This window comes from Caulobacter radicis, from assembly GCF_003094615.1.
GTDB classification, from domain to species: Bacteria; Pseudomonadota; Alphaproteobacteria; order Caulobacterales; family Caulobacteraceae; genus Caulobacter; species Caulobacter radicis.
On record NZ_QDKO01000032.1, the window covers coordinates 224,092 to 244,539 of the forward strand.

A 20,448-nucleotide genomic window follows, 5' to 3' on the forward strand; every position below is an offset into this window, starting at 1 on the left:
AGGCTATTTCCGTTCAAGGATTGACATGCCGGAGATCGCCATGGGCGCCGTTGCGGACACCATCGAAGCCAAGCTCACCGCCGCCTTTTCGCCGACTCGGCTGGAATTGGTCGACGACAGCGATCGCCACAACGGCCATGCCGGGCACCGGGAAGGCGGGGAGAGCCACTTCAACCTGACGATCGAGGCGCAGGCCTTTGCCGGCAAGCCGCGCGTGGCCCGCCAGCGGTTGATTTTCCAGGCCCTGCGCGAGGAGATGGCCGGCCCCGTGCACGCCCTGTCGATCGTCGCCCTGGCGCCGGGCGAAAGCTGAACCAGGAGGTGCGGTTTGCGCTTGCATAACCGCCCCGCGACTGATTGCCTCGGTTCCCGGCGCGATCCTGCCGGGACCCGAGGGATGGCATGAGCGCCGCACGTTCTTTTTCCGATATTCCAGGCTCCGACGAGGCCGCCATCGCCGCGCGGCTGCCGGCTTATCTGGCGCGGTCCTACGCCCGCTATTCGAACTTCACCGTCGCCAGCGCCGTGGTCGACGACCAGGGCGGCGTGCATTTCGGCGTCAATGTCGAGAACGCCGCCTATCCGTCGGGCACCTGCGCCGAGCAGACCGCCATCGGGGCGATGATCACCGCCGGCGGCCGCAGGATCGAGCGCGTCTACATCGCCGCCGGCTCCGACGCCGTGGTCCAGCCCTGCGGCGCCTGCCGCCAGCGCATCGGCGAGTTCGCCGCCAAGACCTGCGAGATCGTTTCGGTGCAGGGCGGCGCGGCCACCGTGCGCACGCCGTTCTGGAGCCTGCTGCCCGAAGCGTTCGGACCGGGGGATCTGGAGTAGGGGGCAACAAGATCCTCCCCCCTGAAGGGGGAGGTGGCCCGGAGGGCCGGAGGGGGAAGTTTCCAATGAGGTGGAGGTGGCTGCTCGTCGGCAGTGCCTTCCCCCTCAGTCGCTCCGCGACAGCTCCCCCTTCAGGGAGAGCATTTGGATCAAGCAATAATGTCCGGCGTCACCTGGTCTTCCAGGCTCACGATCTCGTCCTTCAAGGCCAGCTTGCGGCGCTTGAGGCGGGCGATCTGCAGCATGTCGGGCTGGGGGCGTTCCTCCAGGGCCGAGACGGCGTCGGACAGGTCCTGGTGTTCCTCGCGCAGCGTCGCCAGGCGACGCTCCACCGCGATGATGGTGTCTTCCGAAGGATCGTCGTCATTCATGGACGTTCCTCCCGTGGGCCCCTGTCCGAAGGCGGTGATAGATAGCAAAGCCTGACGGCCGGTAAAGGTCCGTCTGGTTCTTCAGCCGAGGGCGTCGGCAAGTCGCGCCAGGGCCGCCTCGCGCGGCGGGTCGCCGGTGGCGCGGGCCGCCGCCAGCAGGGCGCCGTAGACGTCGCGCGTGGCGTCGACCGGGCCGCAGGTCGCCTCCAGGCTTTCCATCAGCACCTTCTCGCCGGCCAGCTCGGCCGCCTTGATCTGCTCGCGGAAGGCGTCGCGGGCGGTGTCGTCCACGTCGCGACGCGTGGGCTTCAGCGCCCGCCGCACGCCGCGCAACGGCGCGCCGACCTCGGCGTCCCAGGCGCGCACCAGGGCGGCGGCGCGCGGCAGGTCGACGGGGCGTCCCTCCAGCGCCGCCCAGGCGGCCCACAGCAGGAACGGCACGTTCTGGCCGTGGGCGTCCTGCAGGTGCAGGCACGCGGCTGCGACAGGCTGTCGCGCATAGACGGAAAGAGCCCAGTCCCAGAACCGCATGGCCGTTAATTTTCGTCCGCTTGATTGACGGTTGGCAGATCCTCGCCCCAGCGCTTCACCGGCCCCCAGGTGAGGCCGAAGAGATCGAGGGCGCGGCCGACCGACTGGTCGACCATCTCCTCGATAGAGGCGGGCCTGGCATAGAACGCGGGAACCGGCGGGGCGATCACCGCGCCCATCTCGGCCAGGCGCGTCAGGGTGCGCAGGTGGCCCAGATGCAGCGGGCTTTCGCGCACCATCAGCACCAGCGGCCGGCGCTCCTTCAGCACCACGTCGGCGGCGCGGGTCAGCAGGGACGAGGTCACGCCGGTGGCGATCTCGCTCATGGTCCGCACCGAGCAGGGGGCGACGATCATGCCCAGGGTGCGGAACGAGCCCGAGGCGATCGAGGCGCCGACGTCGCCGACGCGGTGCACGACGTCGGCCATGGCGGCGACGTCGCCGACCGCAAGGCCGGTCTCCTGGGTCAGGGTCAGGGCCGCCGACTTGCTCATGACGAGGTGGCTCTCGACGCCCAGCTCGCGGCAGGCGGCCAGGGCCCTTAGGCCGTAAAGGGCCCCCGAGGCGCCGGAGACGCCGACGACCAGGCGCGGCTTGGAAACGGGGGCTGCGGCGTCCGTCATGGTGAATTTTCGTCCGTCACGGGATTAAGCGGCGCCACGTCAAGCGCTGCTGGTTGCAATCATATGTGATCTGACAGTCCGGGCCAGCGGGTGTTCACTCCCTCGGTCAACAGCCCAAAAGGAGGCCTCACCGATGGCCATCGAATCCCGTATCCGCGAGCTGGGGTCCCGTCACGAGAACCTCGACCGCACGATTCAGGAGGAGACCAACCGTCCGGGTAGCGACGCCACCAGGCTCCGAGAGCTCAAGCGGCAGAAGCTCAGGCTCAAGGAGGAGATAGAGGGACTTCGAGCCCGGCTCCATTAGAGCCTGCCCGTTTCCGATGGAGGTCGGAAACGGATAAGCAGGCGCCCCCAAAGAACATTTGGAGCGTGGCGAGCACGCTCCGGCCGAAAGGCATAGAAAAGGCCCATCCGAGCGTCGGATGGGCCTTTTTGCTGTCCGTTTCGGACGAGGATCAGTCCTCGTCGTCCTCGTCGTCGACATTGCCCGAGAACGAGCCGAACACGTCCTCGGCCTTGGGTTCGGCGCGCGAGGCGCGGATGTCGCGCTCTTCCTGCTCTTCCTCGGTGAGGTAGGCGGTCTCGGCCGCCGGGCGCAGGGTGGGGTCTTCGGCGACGATGCCCTTCTTGGCGTCGTCCTTGGCCTTCTTCTCGGCCGCCTTCTTGACGAGGGCGTCGAGTTCCAGCTGGCCGACGAGGCCCAGGGTCACCGGGTCGACCGGCTTGATGTTGGCCGCGTTCCAGTGGGTGCGGTTGCGCACCTGCTCGATGGTGGCCTTGGTCGTGCCGAGGATCTTGGAGATCTGGGCGTCGGTCACTTCCGGGTGGTGGCGAATGAACCAGGCGATGGCGTCCGGACGGTCCTGGCGACGCGACACCGGGGTATAGCGCGGGGCCTTCTTGGCCGGCTTCAGCAGCTCGGCGTGACGGCTGACCTGCGCCTTCATGCGGTAGTTCGGGTTGCCCTGGGCCTTATCCAGCTCTTCGCGGGTCAGCTGGCCGTTGCCGATGGGATCGGCGCCGCGGATGTCGCGCGCCACTTCGCCGTCGGCGATGCCGCGGACTTCCAGCGGGTGCAGGCCGCAGAAGTCGGCGATCTGCTCGAAGCTCAGCGAGGTGTTGTCCACGAGCCAGACGGCGGTCGCCTTGGGCATCAGGATGTCGGACATGCGGTCCTCCAGAAATGACGGCGCCCGACCTTTCGGCCGGGCGGGGTTGTTCAACACCGAGCTATAATGCGGTTCTAAGCGAAAGGGAACGGGGATCGATCATCTGTCGTCCGTCTCGCGATCCTCCCCCTGAAGGGGGAGGCGGCCCGAAGGGCCGGAGGGGGAAGCGGCCTCTGAGCCGCCGCAACAACCTCCCCCTCAGTCGCTCCGCGACAGCTCCCCCTTCAGGGGGAGCATCTTGAGGCGCGAGCTCACACCTCGCGGATGATGAACATACTCACGCCACCAGCACCACCAGCACCACCTTGCCCACGTGCTCGCCCGCTTCCAGGTGCGCATGGGCCTTGGCCGCCTCGGCCAGGGGGAAGGTGGCGTCGACGATCGGCGTCAGCTTGCCGGCCGCGATCCACGGCCAGACGGTGCGTTCGACCTCGGCCGCCAGGCGCGCCTTTTCGTCGGCGGGGCGGGGGCGCAGGGTCGAGCCGGTGATCACCGCGCGCTTCTGCATCACCTTCATCACCGGCACTTCCAGCGTCCCGCCGGCCAGGGCGGCGATATAGACGATGCGACCGCCGGTCTTCAGGGCGTCTAGGTTCTTGTCGAAATAGGCCGCCCCGACCATGTCGAGCACCACGTCGACGCCGCCGGCCGCCTTGGCGACTTCGGCGAAGTCCTCGGTCTTGGCGTCGACGGCGAGATCCGCGCCCAATTCCAGCGCCTTGGCCTTCTTGTCGGCGCCGCGGCCGGTGGCGATGACGGTCGCGCCGGCCGCCTTGGCCATGGCGATCGCCGTTGTCCCGATACCGGACGTGCCACCATGAATCAAAATGGTCTCGCCAGGCTTCAGCGCGCCATGTTCGAACACGTTGGCGAAGACGGTGAAGACCGTCTCGGGCAGGGCCGCGGCCTGGATGAAATCGAAGCCTTCGGGGATCGGCAGGGCCTGGCGGGCGTCGACCACGGCGTACTGCGCGTAGCCGCCGCCGCCCAGCAGGGCGCAGACCTTGTCGCCGACCTTCCAGCGTCCCGCGGCGACCTCGACCTCGCCGGCGACCTCAAGCCCCAGCGTGCTCGGCGCGCCAGGCGGAGGGGGGTAGAAACCCAGGCGCTGCAAGAGATCCGGGCGGTTGACGCCCGCCGCGCGTACCCGGATCAGGATCTCGCCGGGGCCAGGCGTGGGGCGTTCGACCTCTACCGGGCGCAGGGCGTCGGCCGCCCCTTTTCCGCCCTCGATCTCGATCGCGGTCATGGTCTGGGACATCGGCCTGTCGCTCCGTCGCGCTTGCGTTGCGCCCTAGGTAGGCGTCTCATGGTCGGTCGGAAAGGGAGGTCACCCATGATCGAAGAGCCGGTCGAGCCGCGCGCGTTCCGCGGCGACGCGCTGAACACGGCCACGCACGAGAATCTCGAGAGCTACGGCGTGCGCGAACTGGAAGAGCGGATCGAGGCCCTGGAAGCCGAGGTCGCCCGCACCAAGGCCCAGCTCAGCAAGAAGAAAGCGGGACGCGCGGCGGCCGATGCGCTGTTTGGTCGCCTAGACTAACGAAAGGTTTACGCTAGCAGTGGACGCTGAACGTGCGCCTGCCGGTCGCACCGAGTCGGGCGGTCGCGAAACGGGACGTTAAGACTTGGCACGGGGGTTGCAGTCTTCCCCTTCAAGCGAGACGTCCTCGCGGCCTTAGGGGCATTGAGTAGACATGACCGATCCGAACGCGTCCACGGCCCCCTGGCGGGCGGGAGTCATCCAGGACTTCGCCCGCTCGGAATTGTTCGACCGCACCTTCGACGAGGGCATGCTGCTGGTCGAGGAGACCGCGGCCTATCTCGACGGGGCCGGCCGGCACGACAGCAAGATCCTCTCGCGTAACGCCGCCCTGGCCTATGCGAGCGAGAGCATGCGCCTGACCACCCGCCTGATGCAGGTGGCCTCGTGGCTCCTGGTGCAGCGCGCGGTGAAGGAGGGCGAGATGGCCCCCGAGGCCGCCTGCGCCGAGAACTACCGCCTGGCCTTGGAGGCCGGCGAACAGCAGGCCGCCGTCGAGGACCTGCCCTTCGGCCTGGTCAGCCTGCTGCAACGTTCCGAGCGCCTGTACGAGCGTGTCCGTCACCTCGACCAGCGCATGTATGTCGAGGCCGCAACCGTCGACGAGGCTCCGCGTCCCGTCCAGGCCCAGTTCGACCGCCTGACCGCCGCCTTCGGCGCCGCTTAAAAGTCAGCCCGTTCAACTCCATCCGAAAGCGGGTTAGGAGAGGCGCGTGACCCAAGCGCCTTCCTCCGATTCACAATTTCTGGGCCGCGTGCTCGTCCTGGCCGGATCCGATTCCGGCGGCGGCGCGGGCATCCAGGCCGACATCAAGACCATCACCGCGCTCGGCGGCTACGCGGCCACGGCGATCACCGCCGTCACCGTGCAGAACACCCTGGGCGTCACCGGCGTGCATCCGATCCCGCTCGAGGTGATCGAGGCCCAGGCCCGCGCCGTGCTCGACGACATCGGCGCCGACGCCTTCAAGACCGGCATGCTGGGCGACGTGGGCGTGGTCGAGACCGTGGCCCGGGTGCTGGCCAGCGCGCCGGACGTTCCGGCCGTCGTCGATCCGGTGATGATCGCCAAGGGCGGCGCGTCGCTGCTGGCCGAGCAGGCGATCGATGCGGTCAAGTCGCTGATGATCCCGCGCGCGGCCCTGCTGACCCCCAACGCCCCCGAAGCCTCGGCGCTGACCGGCCTGCCGGTCGAGACCCTCGACGACCAGCGCCGCGCCGGCGAGGCCCTGCTGGCCCTGGGCGCCAAGGCCGTGCTGATGAAGGGCGGCCACGTCGCGGGGGAACGGGTCGTCGACCTCTTGATCACCCCGCAGGGCGAGACCAGCTTCGAGGGCGAGCGGATCGACACCCGCCACACCCACGGCACCGGCTGCACCCTGGCCAGCGCCGTCGCCACGGGCCTGTCGCAGGGCCTGCCGCTGACCCAGGCCGTCGCCCGGGCCTGGAACTACGTCCACGAGGCCATGCTGCGCGCCCCGGGCCTGGGGCAGGGCCACGGCCCGCTCGACCACGCCTGGCCGGTGCGCTGATGGGGCGGGCCGGGCTCGCGATCCTTTCCGTCGTCGCGAGCCTGGGCCTTTGCGGCTGCATCCGGGTCGACGGCGTGGACATCACCAAGGCCTCGGGCGAGGTGTCGCTGGCCAAGGTGTTCGGCGACGACGCCGACGTGGTCTGCGTGCACGATCCCGCCCCGCCTTGGCTGCTGGACGTGGAGCCAGCCGTCGACCTCGCGGGCTCGCTGCGGCGCTCGAACCTGGCGGCCGAACTGAAGCCCTATTGTTCACGCCTGGGCGGCCTCTGGTGGCGGGGCCGCTGGGTCGCTCCGTACGAAACGCTGGTGCTGCGGATCCGGGACTGCAAGGTGATCGGCGTGCGCAGGGTGACCGTCGAGGGCTCGTATCCGATCGACGGCGCCCCCGACGAGTTCTGCACCAGGCCAGATCGCCTGGCCGCCATCCGCCCCGCCTGGTCGCCGACCCAAACCGTCCTGATCGACACCCAGAGAAGACCCGATGCCGTTGGAAGAACGCCTCGTTGAGATCGTCCGCGCCACGCCGACGACCATGCAGGTGCTGCGCACCGTCCGTGATCTCGACCTGCCTGACTGGATGATCTTTTCCGGGGCGGTCTACCAGCCGGTGTTCAATTCCCTCACCGGGCGGCCGCTGGACTACGGCATCAAGGACTACGACGTCGCTTATCACGACGACAGCGACACCTCCTACGAGGCCGAGGACGTGGTGATCCGGCGCGTGGCCGCCGCCTTCGAGCCGCCGCTGCGCGAGCTGGTCGAGGTGCGCAACCAGGCCCGGGTGCATCTGTGGTTCGAGAAGAAGTTCGGCGCCGACGAACCCTATCCGGCCCTGCGTTCCAGCGCCGACGCCCTGGAGCGGTTCGTGGCCACGGCCTTCTGCGTCGGGGTGCGGCTGGAGGCAGACGAGACCTTGCGCGTCTGGGCGCCGTTCGGCCTGGACGACCTCTTCGCCATGCGCCTGCGGCCCAATCCGTTGCGGGTTAAGGGCGCGGGCGGCTGGGAACGCACCACCGGCTCGGCCAAGGCCCGCTGGCCGGAGATCAGCGTCGAGGGGTGAGCGCTCTGGACGCGGCGGTCGCCGCCCTCTACGGGATTTGATAGCGCTATCATTTTCGTGAGCGACCCCATGGCCCTGCCGCGCCGCACCCTGTTCAAAGGCCTTCTGGTGGGCGCCGCCGCCGCGCCCGCCCTGGCCGCGCAAGCCGCCGAGGCCAAGCCGGCGGATAAGCCCGCGTCGACCTGGGGCAAGGGGCCTGACGGCCGCCGTGTCGCCGACCGGGGCGACGGGACGTACCTGAACCCGATCATCAGCGGCGATCACCCCGATCCCACGATCCTCAAGGACGGCGACGTCTATTACATGACGTTCTCGTCGTTCCTGGCCTATCCGGGCCTGGTGATCTGGAAGTCGACGGATCTCGTGAACTGGACCCCGGTCGGCCCGGCCCTGCGCAAGCCGCTGGGCACGATCTGGGCCGTCGACCTGGTCCGGCACGAGGGCCGCTATTTCATCTACATCCCGGCCGATCCGACGGGGCAGGGCTGGTCGATCTTCGCGATCTGGGCCGACAGCATCGAGGGGCCGTGGAGCGACCCGGTCGACCTGAAGATCAGCGGCTGCATCGATCCGGGCCACGTCGTCGGCGAGGACGGCAAGCGCTATCTGTTCGTCAACGGCGTACGCAAGATCCGCCTGACCGACGATGGCCTGGCCACCGACGGCCAACTGGAGAAGGCCTACGACCCCTGGCGCTATCCCGACGACTGGATCGTCGAGAACTTCGCGCCCGAGGGCCCCACGCTGCTGCGCCACAACGGCTGGTTCTACCTGATCACGGCGGTCGGCGGCACGGCGGGCCCGGTGACCGGCCACATGGTCATCGCCGCCCGCTCGCGCTCGGTCCACGGTCCCTGGGAGCACTGCCCGCACAATCCGCTGGTGCGCACTCGCAGCAAGGACGAGCCCTGGTGGTCGCGCGGCCACGCCAGCCTGGTCGAGGGGCCGGCCGGCGACTGGTGGATGGTCTATCACGGCTACGAGAACGGCTACTGGACGCTGGGCCGCCAGACCCTGCTGGAGCCGATCGAGTGGACCGCCGACGGCTGGTTCAAGCCGCTCGGCGGGGATCTCTCCAAGCCGATCCGCAAGCCGCGCGGCGGCAAGGCCGGGCCGTCGGGCATGTCGCTGAGCGACGACTTCGCGGTCGACCGCATGGGCGTGCAGTGGGCCTTCCATGAGCCGGGGCCCGACGAGGCGTCGCGCGCGGCCTATGGCGGCAAGGCCCTGACGCTGAAGGGCAGGGGAGGCTCGCCGATCGACAGCTCGCCGCTGACCTGCATCGTCGGCGACCGGTCGTACGAGGCGGAGATCTCGCTGGAACTGACCGGCGAGGCCGAGGCGGGGATCCTGCTGTTCTACAATCACAAGGCCTTCGTGGGCCTGGGCTTCACGCCGACCGCCCTGAAGACTTTCCAGTACGCCGAGGAGCTGGCCTGGGCGCGGATCAAGCACGACGCCCGCCGCCTGCGCCTGAAGATCCGCAACGACGAGCACGTCGTCACCTACTGGTATTCCTACGACGACGGCGCGAGCTGGACCCGCCACGGCACGCGGATGGAGGTGTCGGGCATGCACCACAACGTGTTCGGCGGCTTCATCAGTTTGAAGCTGGGGATCTACGCCGCCGGAAGCGGACAGGTGCGGCTGCGTGACTTCGTCTACCGGGCCAATCCGCCGAAGGTGGTCGAGAGCGCCTGACGGATCGCTCCAGGAGTATTGTCATAGTGGCAATACTCCTTTTGCCTCATGGATCATTGCCCGTTACCGCTGTGTCCTCGCCCTGATGAGGAGGCCATGGTGCGGATCGCGGTCCTGACGTTCGATGGTTACAACGAGCTGGACTCGTTCATCGCCTCGGCGATCCTCAACCGGATGAAGACCCGCGGCTGGGCGGCCTACATCACCTCGCCGACGCCGCAGGTGACCTCGCTGAACGGGGTGACCGTGCAGCGGCAGCAGCCCCTGGAGTTCGCCGCCGAGGCTGACGCCGTGCTGATCGGCAGCGGTTCGAAGACCCGGCAGATCGCTGCCGACGAAGGCCTGCTATCGCGGATCCGTCTCGATCCGTCGCGCCAGCTGATCGGCGCCCAGTGTTCGGGGACGCTGCTGCTGGCGAAGCTCGGCCTCGTCGGCGACCTGCCGGCCTGCACCGACCTGACGACCAGGCCGTGGGTGGTCGAGGCCGGGGTGAAGGTGCTGGACGCGCCGTTCGTCGCCCATGGCAATGTCGCCACCGCCGGAGGCTGCCTGGCCTCGCAATACCTGGCCGCCTGGACCATCGCCCGCCTGGCGGGCCTGGCCGAAGCCGAGGCCGCCATCCATTACGTCGCGCCGGTGGGGGAGAAGCAGGCCTATGTCGCCCGCGCCCTGGCCGCGATCACGCCCCATCTGCCCGTCGCCGACGCCGCCTGACTGAAGGAGCCTTCATGCGCCAGTGGACCATCGACGCCTTCGCGTCCGCCCCCTTCAAGGGCAATCCGGCCTGCGTGGTCGAGCCGTTCGACGTCTGGCCGAGCGACGCCTGGATGCAGGCCCTGGCGGCCGAGAACAACCAGGCCGAGACGGCCTTCCTGCTGAAGACCGCCGACCCGGCGCGCTTTGGCCTGCGCTGGTTCACGCCGGCGCGCGAAGCGCCGCTGTGCGGCCACGCCACCCTGGCGTCGGCCCACGCCCTGTTCGCCGAGCTGGGCGTCGATGTCGAGGTGCTGGCCTTCGACACCCTGTCGGGCGAGCTGCGGGTTCGGCGTGACGGCGAGCGGCTGGAGATGGACTTTCCAGCCAATCCGCCGGGCCGGGTCGAGATCCCGGCGGGACTCGCCGACGCCCTGGGCGCGCCGGTGGTCGAGGCCTGGGCCGGGGCCTATCTGGTGGCGGTGCTGGAGGACGAGGCGGCGGTCCGGCGGCTGGAGCCCGATTTCGCCGCCCTCAACCGCGTCGAAAGCAGCGCGACCGACGGCAAGGGCCAGGTCATCGCCGTCGCCCTGGCCGACGCGGGGCGGCCCTATGCGGTGGTCAGCCGCTTCTTCGCGCCGGCGGCCGGCATTCCCGAGGATCCGACCACCGGCTCGGCCCACTGCATCCTGATGCCGCTGTACGGCGACAAGCTGGCCAAGGATGCGCTGGAGTTCCACCAGGCCTATCCGGGCCGGGGCGGGGACCTGTCATGCGAAAGCCGCGGCGCGCGCGTGATCCTGCGCGGCCGCGGCCTCACCGTGGTGGAGAGCCGGCTCCGGGTGGAGCCGGCCTAGTGGTTACCAACGACCGCGGTGGTCGTTACGGTCGCCGCGGCCGTAGCCGTGGCCGTAGTCGCGGTCGTTGCGCTCGTAGCGGATCTGGGCGCTGACGCGGTCCAGGCGACGGTCGAGGTCGGCGCGTTCCCAGCCGTTCAGGCCGCCGGCGCGGTAGCGGTATTCGAGACGGGCCACTTCGCGCAGCTCGCCATGCAGGCGGCGGGCTTCGTGACGGTTCAGGTCGCCGGTGCGCACGCCGCGGTCGATCCGCTGCTCGAGCTGCGCCTGGCGCTGGTTGATGGGCTGGGCCATGGCCGCGGCGGGGACGGTGGCGGCCGCCAGGGCCGAGACCGCAACGATCGGCAGAATGATCTTCTTCATCGGTTCGGTTCCTTTCAACTGGTCCGTCGCCGGTCGCGACGACGTTGAAGACAAGAAACCACGTCCCGCCTGAAGCGGTTCTGAGCCCGTCGTTATGTTGAGTTCATCTACCTGAAGTCGTTGTCATGTCGCGGAGCGAGCGTTGGGGGGGCGGAAGCCTCGTCCTTCGACGGGCTCAGGAAGAGGCTTCTCTGTCGCCTTGCCTGCATCTGGTCCTCACCCTGAGCTTGTCGAAGGGCGAGGGCCGCGCGCTGCGGCTAGGCCGCCTCGGCCGCGGCCAGGCGCGCGGCCGAAGCCACGGCGTCCTCGATGGCGGTGTAGAGCTTGGTGACCTCGATGGGCTTGGCCACGTGGCCGTCCATGCCGGCGGCCAGGTAGCCTTCGACCTGATGGACCAGGGCGTTGGCGGTGACCGCCACGATCGGGGTGCGGGGACGGCCCTCGGCCTTCTCCAGCGAGCGGATGGTGCGGGCGGCTTCGACGCCGTCCATCACCGGCATGTGGATGTCCATCAGGATCACGTCGTGACCGCCGGCGCGCCAGGCCTCGACGCAGGCCGCGCCGTCGGCGACCAGCGCCACCTCGGCGCCCAGGGGCGCGAGCACGGCGGCGATGACCTTCTGGTTGGTCAGGTTGTCGTCGGCGGCCAGCACGCGCAGGCGGCGCGGGGCGCTGTCGTCGAGCGGTTCGACCGCGACCGGCGCGGGGACCTGGATCTCGCCCTTGCCGCGCGGCATGGCCACGACGACGGTGAAGGTCGAGCCCTGGCCTTCGCGGCTCTGGACGTGGATGCCCCCGCCCATGACGGCGGCCAGCTCGCGGCAGATCGACAGGCCAAGGCCCGAACCGCCGAAGCGGCGGGTGGTCGAGCTGTCGGCCTGGACGAACTTGTCGAACAGGCGCGGCACGATGTCGGCGGCGATGCCGATGCCGGTGTCGGTGACGTCGATGCGCAGGCCCGAGCCGTCCTCGGCCGAGGCGAAGCGCACCGAGACCGCGCCCTCCAGCGTGAACTTCAGGGCGTTCGAGACCAGGTTGGTCAGGATCTGGCGCAGGCGGTCGACGTCGCCATGCCAGCCGCCAAGCGCCTCGGGGGCGACCATGACGCCGAACTCCAGGCCCTTGTCGCGGGCCTGGCCGACGAAGGTCTCGCGTAGCGAGGCGGCGAGGGCGGAAAGGTCGAAGTCGCGCTCGACCAGCTCCAGGCGGCCGGCCTCGATCTTCGACAGGTCGAGCACGTCGTTCAGCACGGCCAGCAGCAGGCCGCCGGACTCGCGGATCACCGACAGGCGCTCGCGCTGCTTGGGCGACAGGTCGTCCATGGCCATCACTTCGGTCATGGCCAGCACGCCGTTCAGCGGCGTGCGGATCTCGTGGCTCATATTGGCCAGGAAGTGCGACTTCAGCACGTTGGCGGCGTTGGCGTCGTCGCGGGCCTTGACCAGCTCGCCCATGGCCGAGCGCAGGTCGTGGTCGTTGGCTTCCAGGCGCGAGACCAGGTGGTTGAAGCTGTCGGTCAGGCTGTGGAAGACGTCGTCGTCGCTGGCCTGCTGCACGGGGCTGTAGCGGCCGCCCTGGGCCATGTCGTGCATGGCGTCCGACAGGCGCTGCATCGGCTTGGTCATGCGCCGGGCCAGGCTGTTGGCCAGAAGGATGGCCAGGCCCGCCGCGCCGAAGAACAGGGCGCCGGTCAGGGCCAGGTCGCGGGCCAAGATCTCGACCAGGCTGGGCTGGCGAGCCACCAGGGCCAACTCGCCGACCTTGCGGCCTTGCAGCACCACGGGGCGGGTCAGGGTCTCGACATTGGCCTCGTTGTCGACGCCGATGCGCGCGACGGTCTGGCCGGAAAGATCGGTGAGGCGCGCGCCGGCCACGTGCGGGGCGCGGATGACGGCGTCGAGGGCGCGGCTGGCGCCGACGGCGTTGTGGTCGGCCAGGGACGGGGCGGCGCCGGCGGCCACCATCTCGGCCAGGACGCGGTGGTTCTCGCGCGCTTCCTGCCGCGCCACGCTCCACTGCTGGAGCATGAAGCACAGGCATGCGGCGGTGAGCGCGGCGACCGTGGTGCCCAGCGCCACGCCGGCGATTCGCGCCTGCAAGGGCGCGTGAGCGGCGGCTTCCGAATTGCGGCGCGTGTCGTCCATGGCCCTTCCGCAGGTCAAACATGGCCATTTTGCCGCAAGGTTCCTAACGACTCGCTTCCAGTCCCAGGTGCAGTCGCGACAAAACAACGCTAGGGCGCATTTTCGATTGCGGCCGCGTTAATGATTCGTTTACCTATTCACTCGGTTCTCTGGAGGAGTCGGGTGTGGAAAAAGTTTTCGTAGCTCAACGTGTCGCCAATAAGCTTTTCGCGACCGAGAACGCCGTTGATACGGCGATGATGGAAGCCGCCGAACTGATGGCGGACATGCTGAAGGCCCGTAAGGACCTCGGCCTGTCTGCGGTCGTCGGCGACAAGGCCAGCGCCAAGCTGGTCGAGGCCCTGGCCGCGCTGGGAGAAGCCCGCAGCGCCATGGTCGACATGCATGGCCAGCTGAACGAAGTGAAGCTGCGCATGGGCATCCGCACCAAGCTGGCGGGCGTCGAAGACAAGTCGGGCGACCTCGGTGGCACGACCGGTCACGCCGAAGGTCTTCGCACCGTCGCCTGACGGCAAAGTTGCAAGACTTTAACTTAGCAGGGCCCCTAATTTGCGTTAGGGGCCTTTCGCATGCTTGCTAGCGCCATCTCCGCCGCGATCTGGATTGCGATCGTCTCGCTGGTGGCCTTCGCATGGCTGAAGGGAAGTCGTCCCGAACGCATGGGATCCCTGGCCGTGCTGCTGGGCGCCCTGGCCGTGATGATCACCCACAAGCTGCTGCCGGAAGGCGTGCAGGCGGTCGTGCTGCTGGTCATCGACGCGGCCCTGGCCGTCGCCTTCCTGATGCTGGCCATGCGCTTCGTCAGCCAGTGGCTGGGCGTGGCGATGATCCTGCAGGCGGTGCAGTTCAGCCTGCACGCCTACTATCTCGTGGTCGAGAAGCCGCACGACTACCTCTACAGAAGCGTCAACAACATCAACACCATCGGCGTGCTGCTGGCGGTGCTGGTGGGCACGCTGCTGGCCTGGCGCCGCAACGCCCGCGCCGCAAAATAATTGCCCTGGCCGGACGATCGGTCGCGGCCCGTGGAATAAAATTTCAAAATTTCGGTCTTGCCTTCCGAGCGAAAACGCGGTTTTTCGCCGGCGGGCCACGCCCCCCCAACGGGGCGCAGTCCATCTGTAAGGATGGGAGACATCGCCATGACTACCCTCGCCAAGCCGGCAATCCGTCCGGCTCGCCCCGAGTTCTCTTCCGGCCCCTGCGCCAAGCGCCCCGGCTGGTCCCCCGAAAATCTGAGGAACGCGGTCCTGGGCCGCTCGCACCGCTCCAAGCTGGGCAAGGCGCGCCTGAAGGCCGCCATCGACCAGACGCGCGACGTGCTGGAAGTGCCCGCCGAGTTCCTGATCGGCATCGTCCCCGGTTCGGACACCGGCGCCGTCGAGATGGCGATGTGGTCGATGCTGGGCGCCCGCCCCGTGCAGCTGATGGCCTTCGAGTCCTTCGGCAAGGACTGGGTCACGGACGTCACCAAGCAACTGAAGCTGCCCGACGTCGAGGTGCTGAGCGCCCCGTACGGCGAGCTGCCTGACACCGCCAAGGTCGATCCTACCAAGGACCTGGTCTTCACCTGGAACGGCACGACCTCGGGCGTGCGCGTGCCCAACGCCGACTTCATCTCGGCCGACCGTGAAGGAATCACCATCTGCGACGCCACCAGCGCCGCCTTCGCCCAGGACCTGGACTGGACCAAGCTCGATGTCGTGACCTTCTCCTGGCAGAAGGCGCTGGGCGGCGAGGGCGCGCACGGGATCCTGATCCTGTCGCCGCGCGCCGTGGCCCGCCTGGAAAGCTACGTCCCGGCCTGGCCGATGCCCAAGCTCTTCCGCATGACCAAGAACGGCAAGGTCACGCTCGACCTGTTCGAGGGCGCGACGATCAACACCCCCTCGATGCTGTGCGTGGAAGACGCCCTGGACGCCCTGCAATGGGGCGCCTCGATCGGCGGCCTGCAGGCCATGCAGGGCCGCGCCGACCAGAACCTCAAGGTCCTGGCCGACTGGGTCGAGAAGACCGAGTGGGTCGACTTCCTGGCCGCCTCGCCGGAAATCCGCTCCAACACCTCGGTCTGCCTGAAGGTGGTGGACGCCCAGATCGCCGCCCTGCCGGCCGACGCCCAGGCCGACTTCGCCAAGAAGCTGGCCAGCCTGCTCGAGAAGGAGGGCGCGGCCCTCGATATCGGCGGCTATCGCGACGCTCCGGCCGGCCTGCGCATCTGGTGCGGCGCGACGGTGGAGGCTTCGGATCTCGAGGCCCTGACGCCGTGGCTCGACTGGGCCTTCGCCGAGACCAAGGCGGCCACGCTCCAGGCGGCCTGAAGCCGGTGTTCGCCGATCCCCTGACGCAGCGCCTGGCCGACTTCGTCGTCGGCATCGGCATCGACGTCACGGCGGGCGATTTGCCCGACGACACCTTCCTTCCCGGAGTGGACATCCGCTTCGGGGGGCTGGTGATCGACGAGCAGCGTCTCGCCCATCCCGGCGACATCCTGCACGAGGCCGGCCACATCGCCGTCACCGAACCGCAAGGCCGCAAGGCCGAACGGCTCGAACCCACCGACGGCGAGGAGATGGCCGCCCTGGCGTGGTCCTGGGCCGCCCTGACCCACCTGGAGCTCGACCCGAGCGTCGTCTTCCATCCGGAAGGCTACAAGGGCGACGCCGGGTGGCTGGTCGAGACCTTCACGTCCGGCGGCGCCATCGGCGTGCCTCTGCTTCAGTTCTACGGCCTTGCCCTCGAGCCGCGCCTGGCGGCCGAGCGCGGGGTCGCTCCCTTCCCGCACATGCTGCGCTGGCTTCGCTGAGCGCGGCTTTCGAAACAAAGACACATCGCGGTCCGACCGCCGACAAGGAACACCTGACCATGGCTCCTCGCGTCCTCATCGCCGACAAGCTTTCCCCCGCCGCCGTCGACATCTTCAAGAACCGCGGCCTCGACTTCGACATCAAGGTCGGCCTGTCGAAGGACGAACTTATCGCCGTCATCGGCGACTATGACGGCATCGCCATCCGCTCGGGCGCCAAGCTCGACAAGGACGTGATCGCCGCCGCCCACAAGCTGCAGGTCATCGCCCGCGCCGGCATCGGCGTCGACAACGTCGACATCCCGGCCGCCACCGCCAAGGGCATCGTGGTGATGAACACCCCGTTCGGCAACTCGATCACCACGGCCGAGCACGCCATCGCCATGATGTTCGCCCTGGCCCGCCAGATCCCGGCCGCCGACGTCTCCACGCAAGCCGGCAAGTGGGAAAAGAACCGCTTCATGGGCGTGGAGCTCTACGCCAAGACCCTGGGCCTGATCGGCGCCGGCAACATCGGCGGCATCGTCGCCGACCGCGCCCTGGGCCTGAAGATGAAGGTCGTGGCCTACGACCCCTTCCTGTCGCCCGAGCGCGCCATCGAGATGGGCGTCGAGAAGGTCGAGCTGGAAGAGCTGCTGGCCCGCGCCGACGTCATCACCCTGCACACCCCGCTGACCGACAAGACCCGCAACATCCTGTCGGCCGAGAACCTGGCCAAGACCAAGAAGGGCGTGCTGATCGTCAACTGCGCCCGCGGCGGCCTGGTCGACGAAGCCGCCCTGCGCAAGCTGCTCGACGAAGGTCACGTGGCCGGCGCCGGCTTCGACGTGTTCGTCACCGAACCGGCCAAGGAAAACCCGCTGTTCGGGTCGGACAAGGTGGTGGCCACCCCGCACCTGGGCGCCTCGACCTCGGAAGCCCAGGAGAACGTGGCCCTGCAGGTCGCCGAGCAGGTCAGCGACTACCTGCTGACCGGCGCCGTGACCAACGCGCTCAACAGCCCCTCGGTCAGCGCCGAGGAAGCCCCGAAGCTGAAGCCGTTCGTGGCCCTGGCCGAGAAGATCGGCGCCCTGGCCGGTCAGATGGTCGACTTCGGCATCAAGGCCATCGACATCGCCTTCGAGGGCGAGGTCTCCAACCTCAACGTCAAGCCGCTGACCTCGGCCGCTCTCGCCGGCGTGCTCAAGCCGATGCTGGCCGAGATCAACATGGTCTCGGCCCCGGCCGTGGCCAAGGAACGCGGCGTGACCGTCTCGGAAAGCCGCCAGGAAAAGAGCCCGACCTACGACTCGCTGCTGCGCGTGACCATCACCACCGAAAAGGGCAAGCGCGCCTTCGCCGGCACGGTGATCGCCGGCGCCCCGCGCGTCATCGAGGTCAAGGGCATGGAGCTGGACGCGGGCTTCTCGCCGGCCATGCTCTACATCAACAACCTGGACAAGCCGGGCTTCATCGGCGCCCTGGGCATGCTGCTGGGCGAAGCGGGCGTCAACATCGCCACCTTCAACCTGGGCCGCGTCTCGGCTGACGAAGACGCCATCGCCCTGGTCGGCGTCGACCAGGCCCCGAGCGAAGAGCTGCTGGCCAAGATCCAGGCCCTGCCGCACGTGAAGGAAGCCCGCGCGCTGACCTTCTAAGGACTGAACGACCCTGCGTGATCCTCGTCCTTCGACAAGCTCAGGATGAGGATCATGCTTGGCCTCGACGACAGAGAAACCTCACCTGAGCCTGTCGAAGGGCGAGGTTTCCGCCGCGCGATTGCAGTTCCCGTGCAGAGCCCGACAAGAATGGCCGCTCCGGCTCGCGCGCCATTTTCACGCCCCAGGTGAGCGGCTAGGGCAGGGGCTCGCCTCGTCCAGGAGCCCGAATGTCCCGCAGCTTCAAGCGCAAGATCAACTGGCTGGCCTTCGCCGTCTTCGCGGCGGCCGCCGGCTATGCGTTCTGGAAGGCGATCACGCCGGGCGACGACAGCGTCGGCCTGATCCCGTGGGACAAGGCCAAGCACTTCATCGTCTTCTACGTCCTGGCCGTGCTGGGCTGCCTGGCCCTGCCCAAGAGCCGGCTGTGGCGGATCGGCCTGGCCTTGGTGGTCTTCGGCGGCCTGATCGAGATCGTGCAGCATTTCACGGGGCGCGACATGTCGTGGGGCGACCTTGTCGCCGACTTCTGCGGCGTGGCGGCGGCCTACGCCTACAGCCTGGTCGGGGCGATCCGCCGCAAGCTGCCCGCCGGCTGAGCTTGACCGTTTCCGGCGGCGCGCTCACCACTGGCGCGTGAAGAAGTTCCCGCCGCTCAAGACCGATTCCGACGACATGCTGCACCTGGACGCCCTGCGGGCGCTGGGCGCGGTGCTGATCGTCGTCTTCCACTTCAACCGGTTCATCAATATCGACGGCCGCTGGCAGGCGGTGGACGACACGGTCAAGAGCTTCAGCCTGCTCGTCGACCTGTTCTTCGTGATCTCCGGCTATGTGATCAGCGCCGTCTATACGGGACGGATCCGCACGCTCTCGGACTTCCGCTGGTTCCTGCAGAAGCGGGTGGCGCGGCTGATGCCGCTGCACTGGCTGACGCTGGGCGTCTTCGTCGTCATCGCGATCGCCGGGGTCATGGGCCTGGTCAATGACCGCGACCCCAGCCGCTACGACCCCGCCTGCGTCGTGCCCAACCTCCTGAACCTGCAGGCGTTCGGCATCTGCCGGGCCCAGACCTTCAATTTCGTCAGCTGGTCGATCAGCGCCGAGTGGGCGATGTATTTGGCTCTGCCTCTGCTCTTCTGGCTGGCGATGCGGGGGACGGCCTGGCTGATCCTGGTCACCGCCGTGATCCTGGCGGCGCTGTTCGCGATCCCGTCCGAGCAGCCCTTCCACATGTGGACCGCCGACTTCGGCGTCGCCCGGGCCGCGCCCGGCTTCCTGGTGGGCATGATCGCCTACAAGGTCCGCGGGGCCCTGGGCCGCCTGCCGGGCGCGCGCTGGTGGTTCTTCGCCTCGTGCCTCGCCTTCGTCGCCGGCTGCGCCGTGCAGTTGGACCGCGACCTGCTCCTGTTCGCCTGCTACGCCGTCGGCCTGCTGGGCGTGGCGGCCGATAACGCGCCGGTGAAGCCCGGCCCCGTGGTGCGCTGGCTGGCGCCCTGGGGGCAGCTGTCCTACTCGATCTACATGCTCCACCCGATCGTGCTGAAGATCGCCCTGAACTGGGTGGGTCTTGGCATGCTGCACCTGGATGGCGACGTCATGCGCCTGTGGTGCCTCTTCTGGGGGCTCGTGCTGATCCCGGTCAGCTATGCGTCGCTGATGTATTTCGAGAAACCGGCGCGCGATGCGATCGCGGGCTGGGGGAAGAAGCCCAAGAAAAACCTCTCCCGTGGGGAGAGGGAGGGGCCCGCCGCGTAGCGGTGGGAGGGTGAGGGCGTACGCCTTCGACCGCTTTAACCCCTCATCCTCCCACGCCTGACGGCGCGGGCCCCTCCTTCTCCCTATGGGAGAAGGTGCGAGGTGTGGGAGAAGGGCTAGCGTCTCGAAACGTGATCCACGAACGCAGGCAGTTCGGCGATCGAGGCCAGCTCGACATAGCGCGGGTGGTTCTGCGGCGCTTCCGCCGCCTCGTGGGCCCAGACCAGCGGGTAGGGGATCAGCGCGCCCCAGGCGCCGGCCTCCAGCGCCGGCAGGATGTCCGAGCGCATCGAGTTGCCGGCCATCAGACCCTGCTCTGCGCCGGTACCGTAGCGTTCGAACACCCGGCGATAGGTGTCCGCGTCCTTCTCCGAGACGATCTCGACGGCGGCGAACAGGTCGCCCAGGCCCGAGGCGGCCAGTTTCTGCTCCTGGTGCAGCAAATCACCCTTGGTGATCAGGATCAGGCGATAGCGCTTGGAAAGCTCGGCCAGGGCCCGCTCGACGCCCGGCAGGGGCTCGACCGGCTCGGTCAGCATCTCGCGGCCCACGGCCAGGATCTCGCGGATGACGCGGGTGGAGACCGCGCCGTCCGTCAGGTCCAGCGCGGTCTCGATCATCGACAGGGTGAAGCCCTTGGCCCCGTAGCCGTAGACCCTCAGGTTCCGCTTCTCGGCGGCGGCCAGCTGGCTGTTGATCCGCTCTTCGTCGCCGAAGTCGGCCAGCAGCTGGACGAACCGCCGATGGGTCAGGCGAAACAGGCTCTCGCAGTGCCAGAGGGTGTCGTCGGCGTCGACGCCGACCGTGGTGATGAGGCTCATCCC

The 20,448-nt window shown here is 68.6% G+C and carries 26 protein-coding genes; 18 read left to right on the forward strand and 8 right to left on the reverse strand.

The genetic code is table 11. The annotated features are described in order from the left end of the window. The first annotated feature begins 40 nt into the window (after positions 1-40). On the forward strand, positions 41-313 hold the full coding sequence (locus tag DDF62_RS18760; protein WP_116490674.1) for a BolA family protein: 273 nt from the start codon (positions 41-43) through the stop codon (positions 311-313). Positions 314-402: 89 nt separating this feature from the next. Next, on the forward strand, positions 403-834 hold the full coding sequence (cdd, locus tag DDF62_RS18765) for a cytidine deaminase (RefSeq protein WP_116490500.1): 432 nt from the start codon (positions 403-405) through the stop codon (positions 832-834). Between the two features lie 149 nt (positions 835-983). Here cdd and DDF62_RS18770 read toward each other — a convergent pair whose 3' ends face one another. The 3 genes from DDF62_RS18770 to DDF62_RS18780 form a co-directional block, all read right to left on the reverse strand. Further along, entirely contained in the window at positions 984-1,205 is a 222-nt protein-coding gene (locus DDF62_RS18770; protein ID WP_116490501.1) for a YdcH family protein, read from the reverse strand. A gap of 81 nt (positions 1,206-1,286) precedes the next feature. Continuing rightward, positions 1,287-1,736, reverse strand: a complete 450-nt coding sequence (locus DDF62_RS18775; protein ID WP_116490502.1) for a TIGR02444 family protein — start codon at positions 1,734-1,736, stop codon at positions 1,287-1,289. 5 nt (positions 1,737-1,741) lie between these two features. Beyond that, positions 1,742-2,359, reverse strand: a complete 618-nt coding sequence (locus DDF62_RS18780) for a UbiX family flavin prenyltransferase (protein ID WP_116490503.1) — start codon at positions 2,357-2,359, stop codon at positions 1,742-1,744. Between the two features lie 133 nt (positions 2,360-2,492). Between DDF62_RS18780 and DDF62_RS18785 the strand changes: the two genes are divergently transcribed. Beyond that, positions 2,493-2,666, forward strand: a complete 174-nt coding sequence (locus DDF62_RS18785) for a YdcH family protein (protein WP_058346543.1) — start codon at positions 2,493-2,495, stop codon at positions 2,664-2,666. Positions 2,667-2,817: 151 nt separating this feature from the next. On the opposite strand, the gene DDF62_RS18790 is transcribed toward DDF62_RS18785, so the two are convergent. Further along, positions 2,818-3,531, reverse strand: coding sequence for a DUF1013 domain-containing protein (locus DDF62_RS18790; protein ID WP_116490504.1), 714 nt, complete (start codon positions 3,529-3,531; stop codon positions 2,818-2,820). 277 nt (positions 3,532-3,808) lie between these two features. Beyond that, the gene (locus tag DDF62_RS18795) at positions 3,809-4,792 is read right to left on the reverse strand and encodes an NAD(P)H-quinone oxidoreductase (RefSeq protein WP_116490505.1); all 984 of its coding nucleotides are present in this window, start codon (positions 4,790-4,792) and stop codon (positions 3,809-3,811) included. Positions 4,793-4,867: 75 nt separating this feature from the next. Here DDF62_RS18795 and DDF62_RS18800 point away from each other — a divergent pair, with 75 nt between their 5' ends. The 8 genes from DDF62_RS18800 (at position 4,868) to DDF62_RS18835 (ending at position 10,919) form a co-directional block, all read left to right on the forward strand. Continuing rightward, the gene (locus DDF62_RS18800) at positions 4,868-5,074 is read left to right on the forward strand and encodes a DUF1192 family protein (RefSeq protein ID WP_116490506.1); all 207 of its coding nucleotides are present in this window, start codon (positions 4,868-4,870) and stop codon (positions 5,072-5,074) included. Positions 5,075-5,228: 154 nt separating this feature from the next. After that, positions 5,229-5,741, forward strand: coding sequence for a protease adaptor protein RcdA (gene rcdA / locus DDF62_RS18805; protein ID WP_116490507.1), 513 nt, complete (start codon positions 5,229-5,231; stop codon positions 5,739-5,741). Between the two features lie 79 nt (positions 5,742-5,820). Continuing rightward, positions 5,821-6,606, forward strand: a complete 786-nt coding sequence (gene thiD, locus DDF62_RS18810; protein WP_116490675.1) for a bifunctional hydroxymethylpyrimidine kinase/phosphomethylpyrimidine kinase — start codon at positions 5,821-5,823, stop codon at positions 6,604-6,606. Next, positions 6,606-7,115, forward strand: a complete 510-nt coding sequence (locus tag DDF62_RS18815; RefSeq protein WP_116490508.1) for a hypothetical protein — start codon at positions 6,606-6,608, stop codon at positions 7,113-7,115. The genes thiD and DDF62_RS18815 overlap by 1 nt, the downstream gene beginning before the upstream one ends. After that, the gene (locus tag DDF62_RS18820; protein WP_116490509.1) at positions 7,090-7,668 is read left to right on the forward strand and encodes a nucleotidyltransferase family protein; all 579 of its coding nucleotides are present in this window, start codon (positions 7,090-7,092) and stop codon (positions 7,666-7,668) included. Before DDF62_RS18815 ends, DDF62_RS18820 begins: the two co-directional genes overlap by 26 nt. A 69-nt stretch (positions 7,669-7,737) precedes the next feature. Then, entirely contained in the window at positions 7,738-9,369 is a 1,632-nt protein-coding gene (locus DDF62_RS18825) for a family 43 glycosylhydrolase (RefSeq protein WP_116490510.1), read from the forward strand. 96 nt (positions 9,370-9,465) lie between these two features. Next, positions 9,466-10,083: a DJ-1/PfpI family protein gene (locus DDF62_RS18830; RefSeq protein ID WP_244286867.1), complete on the forward strand. Its 618-nt coding sequence runs from the start codon at positions 9,466-9,468 to the stop codon at positions 10,081-10,083. A 14-nt stretch (positions 10,084-10,097) separates the two neighbouring features. Further along, complete coding sequence (locus DDF62_RS18835) at positions 10,098-10,919, forward strand: PhzF family phenazine biosynthesis protein (RefSeq protein WP_116490511.1); 822 nt, start codon at positions 10,098-10,100, stop codon at positions 10,917-10,919. Between the two features lie 3 nt (positions 10,920-10,922). On the opposite strand, the gene DDF62_RS18840 is transcribed toward DDF62_RS18835, so the two are convergent. Continuing rightward, positions 10,923-11,282: a hypothetical protein gene (locus tag DDF62_RS18840; protein WP_116490512.1), complete on the reverse strand. Its 360-nt coding sequence runs from the start codon at positions 11,280-11,282 to the stop codon at positions 10,923-10,925. Between the two features lie 257 nt (positions 11,283-11,539). Beyond that, positions 11,540-13,426: an ATP-binding protein gene (locus tag DDF62_RS18845; RefSeq protein WP_116490513.1), complete on the reverse strand. Its 1,887-nt coding sequence runs from the start codon at positions 13,424-13,426 to the stop codon at positions 11,540-11,542. A 236-nt stretch (positions 13,427-13,662) separates the two neighbouring features. Here DDF62_RS18845 and DDF62_RS18850 point away from each other — a divergent pair, with 236 nt between their 5' ends. The 7 genes from DDF62_RS18850 (at position 13,663) to DDF62_RS18880 (ending at position 19,624) form a co-directional block, all read left to right on the forward strand. Then, on the forward strand, positions 13,663-13,935 hold the full coding sequence (locus tag DDF62_RS18850; protein ID WP_334348458.1) for a hypothetical protein: 273 nt from the start codon (positions 13,663-13,665) through the stop codon (positions 13,933-13,935). A gap of 60 nt (positions 13,936-13,995) precedes the next feature. Beyond that, positions 13,996-14,421 (forward strand): hypothetical protein, encoded by a 426-nt coding sequence (locus DDF62_RS18855; RefSeq protein WP_116490514.1) that lies wholly within the window; start codon positions 13,996-13,998, stop codon positions 14,419-14,421. 147 nt (positions 14,422-14,568) lie between these two features. Continuing rightward, entirely contained in the window at positions 14,569-15,744 is a 1,176-nt protein-coding gene (locus DDF62_RS18860; RefSeq protein WP_116490515.1) for a phosphoserine transaminase, read from the forward strand. A 5-nt stretch (positions 15,745-15,749) separates the two neighbouring features. Beyond that, the gene (locus tag DDF62_RS18865) at positions 15,750-16,229 is read left to right on the forward strand and encodes a hypothetical protein (protein WP_116490516.1); all 480 of its coding nucleotides are present in this window, start codon (positions 15,750-15,752) and stop codon (positions 16,227-16,229) included. Between the two features lie 59 nt (positions 16,230-16,288). Beyond that, the gene (gene serA, locus DDF62_RS18870; protein ID WP_116490517.1) at positions 16,289-17,866 is read left to right on the forward strand and encodes a phosphoglycerate dehydrogenase; all 1,578 of its coding nucleotides are present in this window, start codon (positions 16,289-16,291) and stop codon (positions 17,864-17,866) included. Between the two features lie 230 nt (positions 17,867-18,096). Beyond that, on the forward strand, positions 18,097-18,465 hold the full coding sequence (locus tag DDF62_RS18875) for a VanZ family protein (protein ID WP_116490518.1): 369 nt from the start codon (positions 18,097-18,099) through the stop codon (positions 18,463-18,465). A 37-nt stretch (positions 18,466-18,502) separates the two neighbouring features. Next, the gene (locus DDF62_RS18880) at positions 18,503-19,624 is read left to right on the forward strand and encodes an acyltransferase family protein (RefSeq protein WP_116490519.1); all 1,122 of its coding nucleotides are present in this window, start codon (positions 18,503-18,505) and stop codon (positions 19,622-19,624) included. 116 nt (positions 19,625-19,740) lie between these two features. Here DDF62_RS18880 and DDF62_RS18885 read toward each other — a convergent pair whose 3' ends face one another. After that, positions 19,741-20,445, reverse strand: coding sequence for an HAD family hydrolase (locus DDF62_RS18885; protein ID WP_116490520.1), 705 nt, complete (start codon positions 20,443-20,445; stop codon positions 19,741-19,743). Positions 20,446-20,448: the final 3 nt, after the last annotated feature.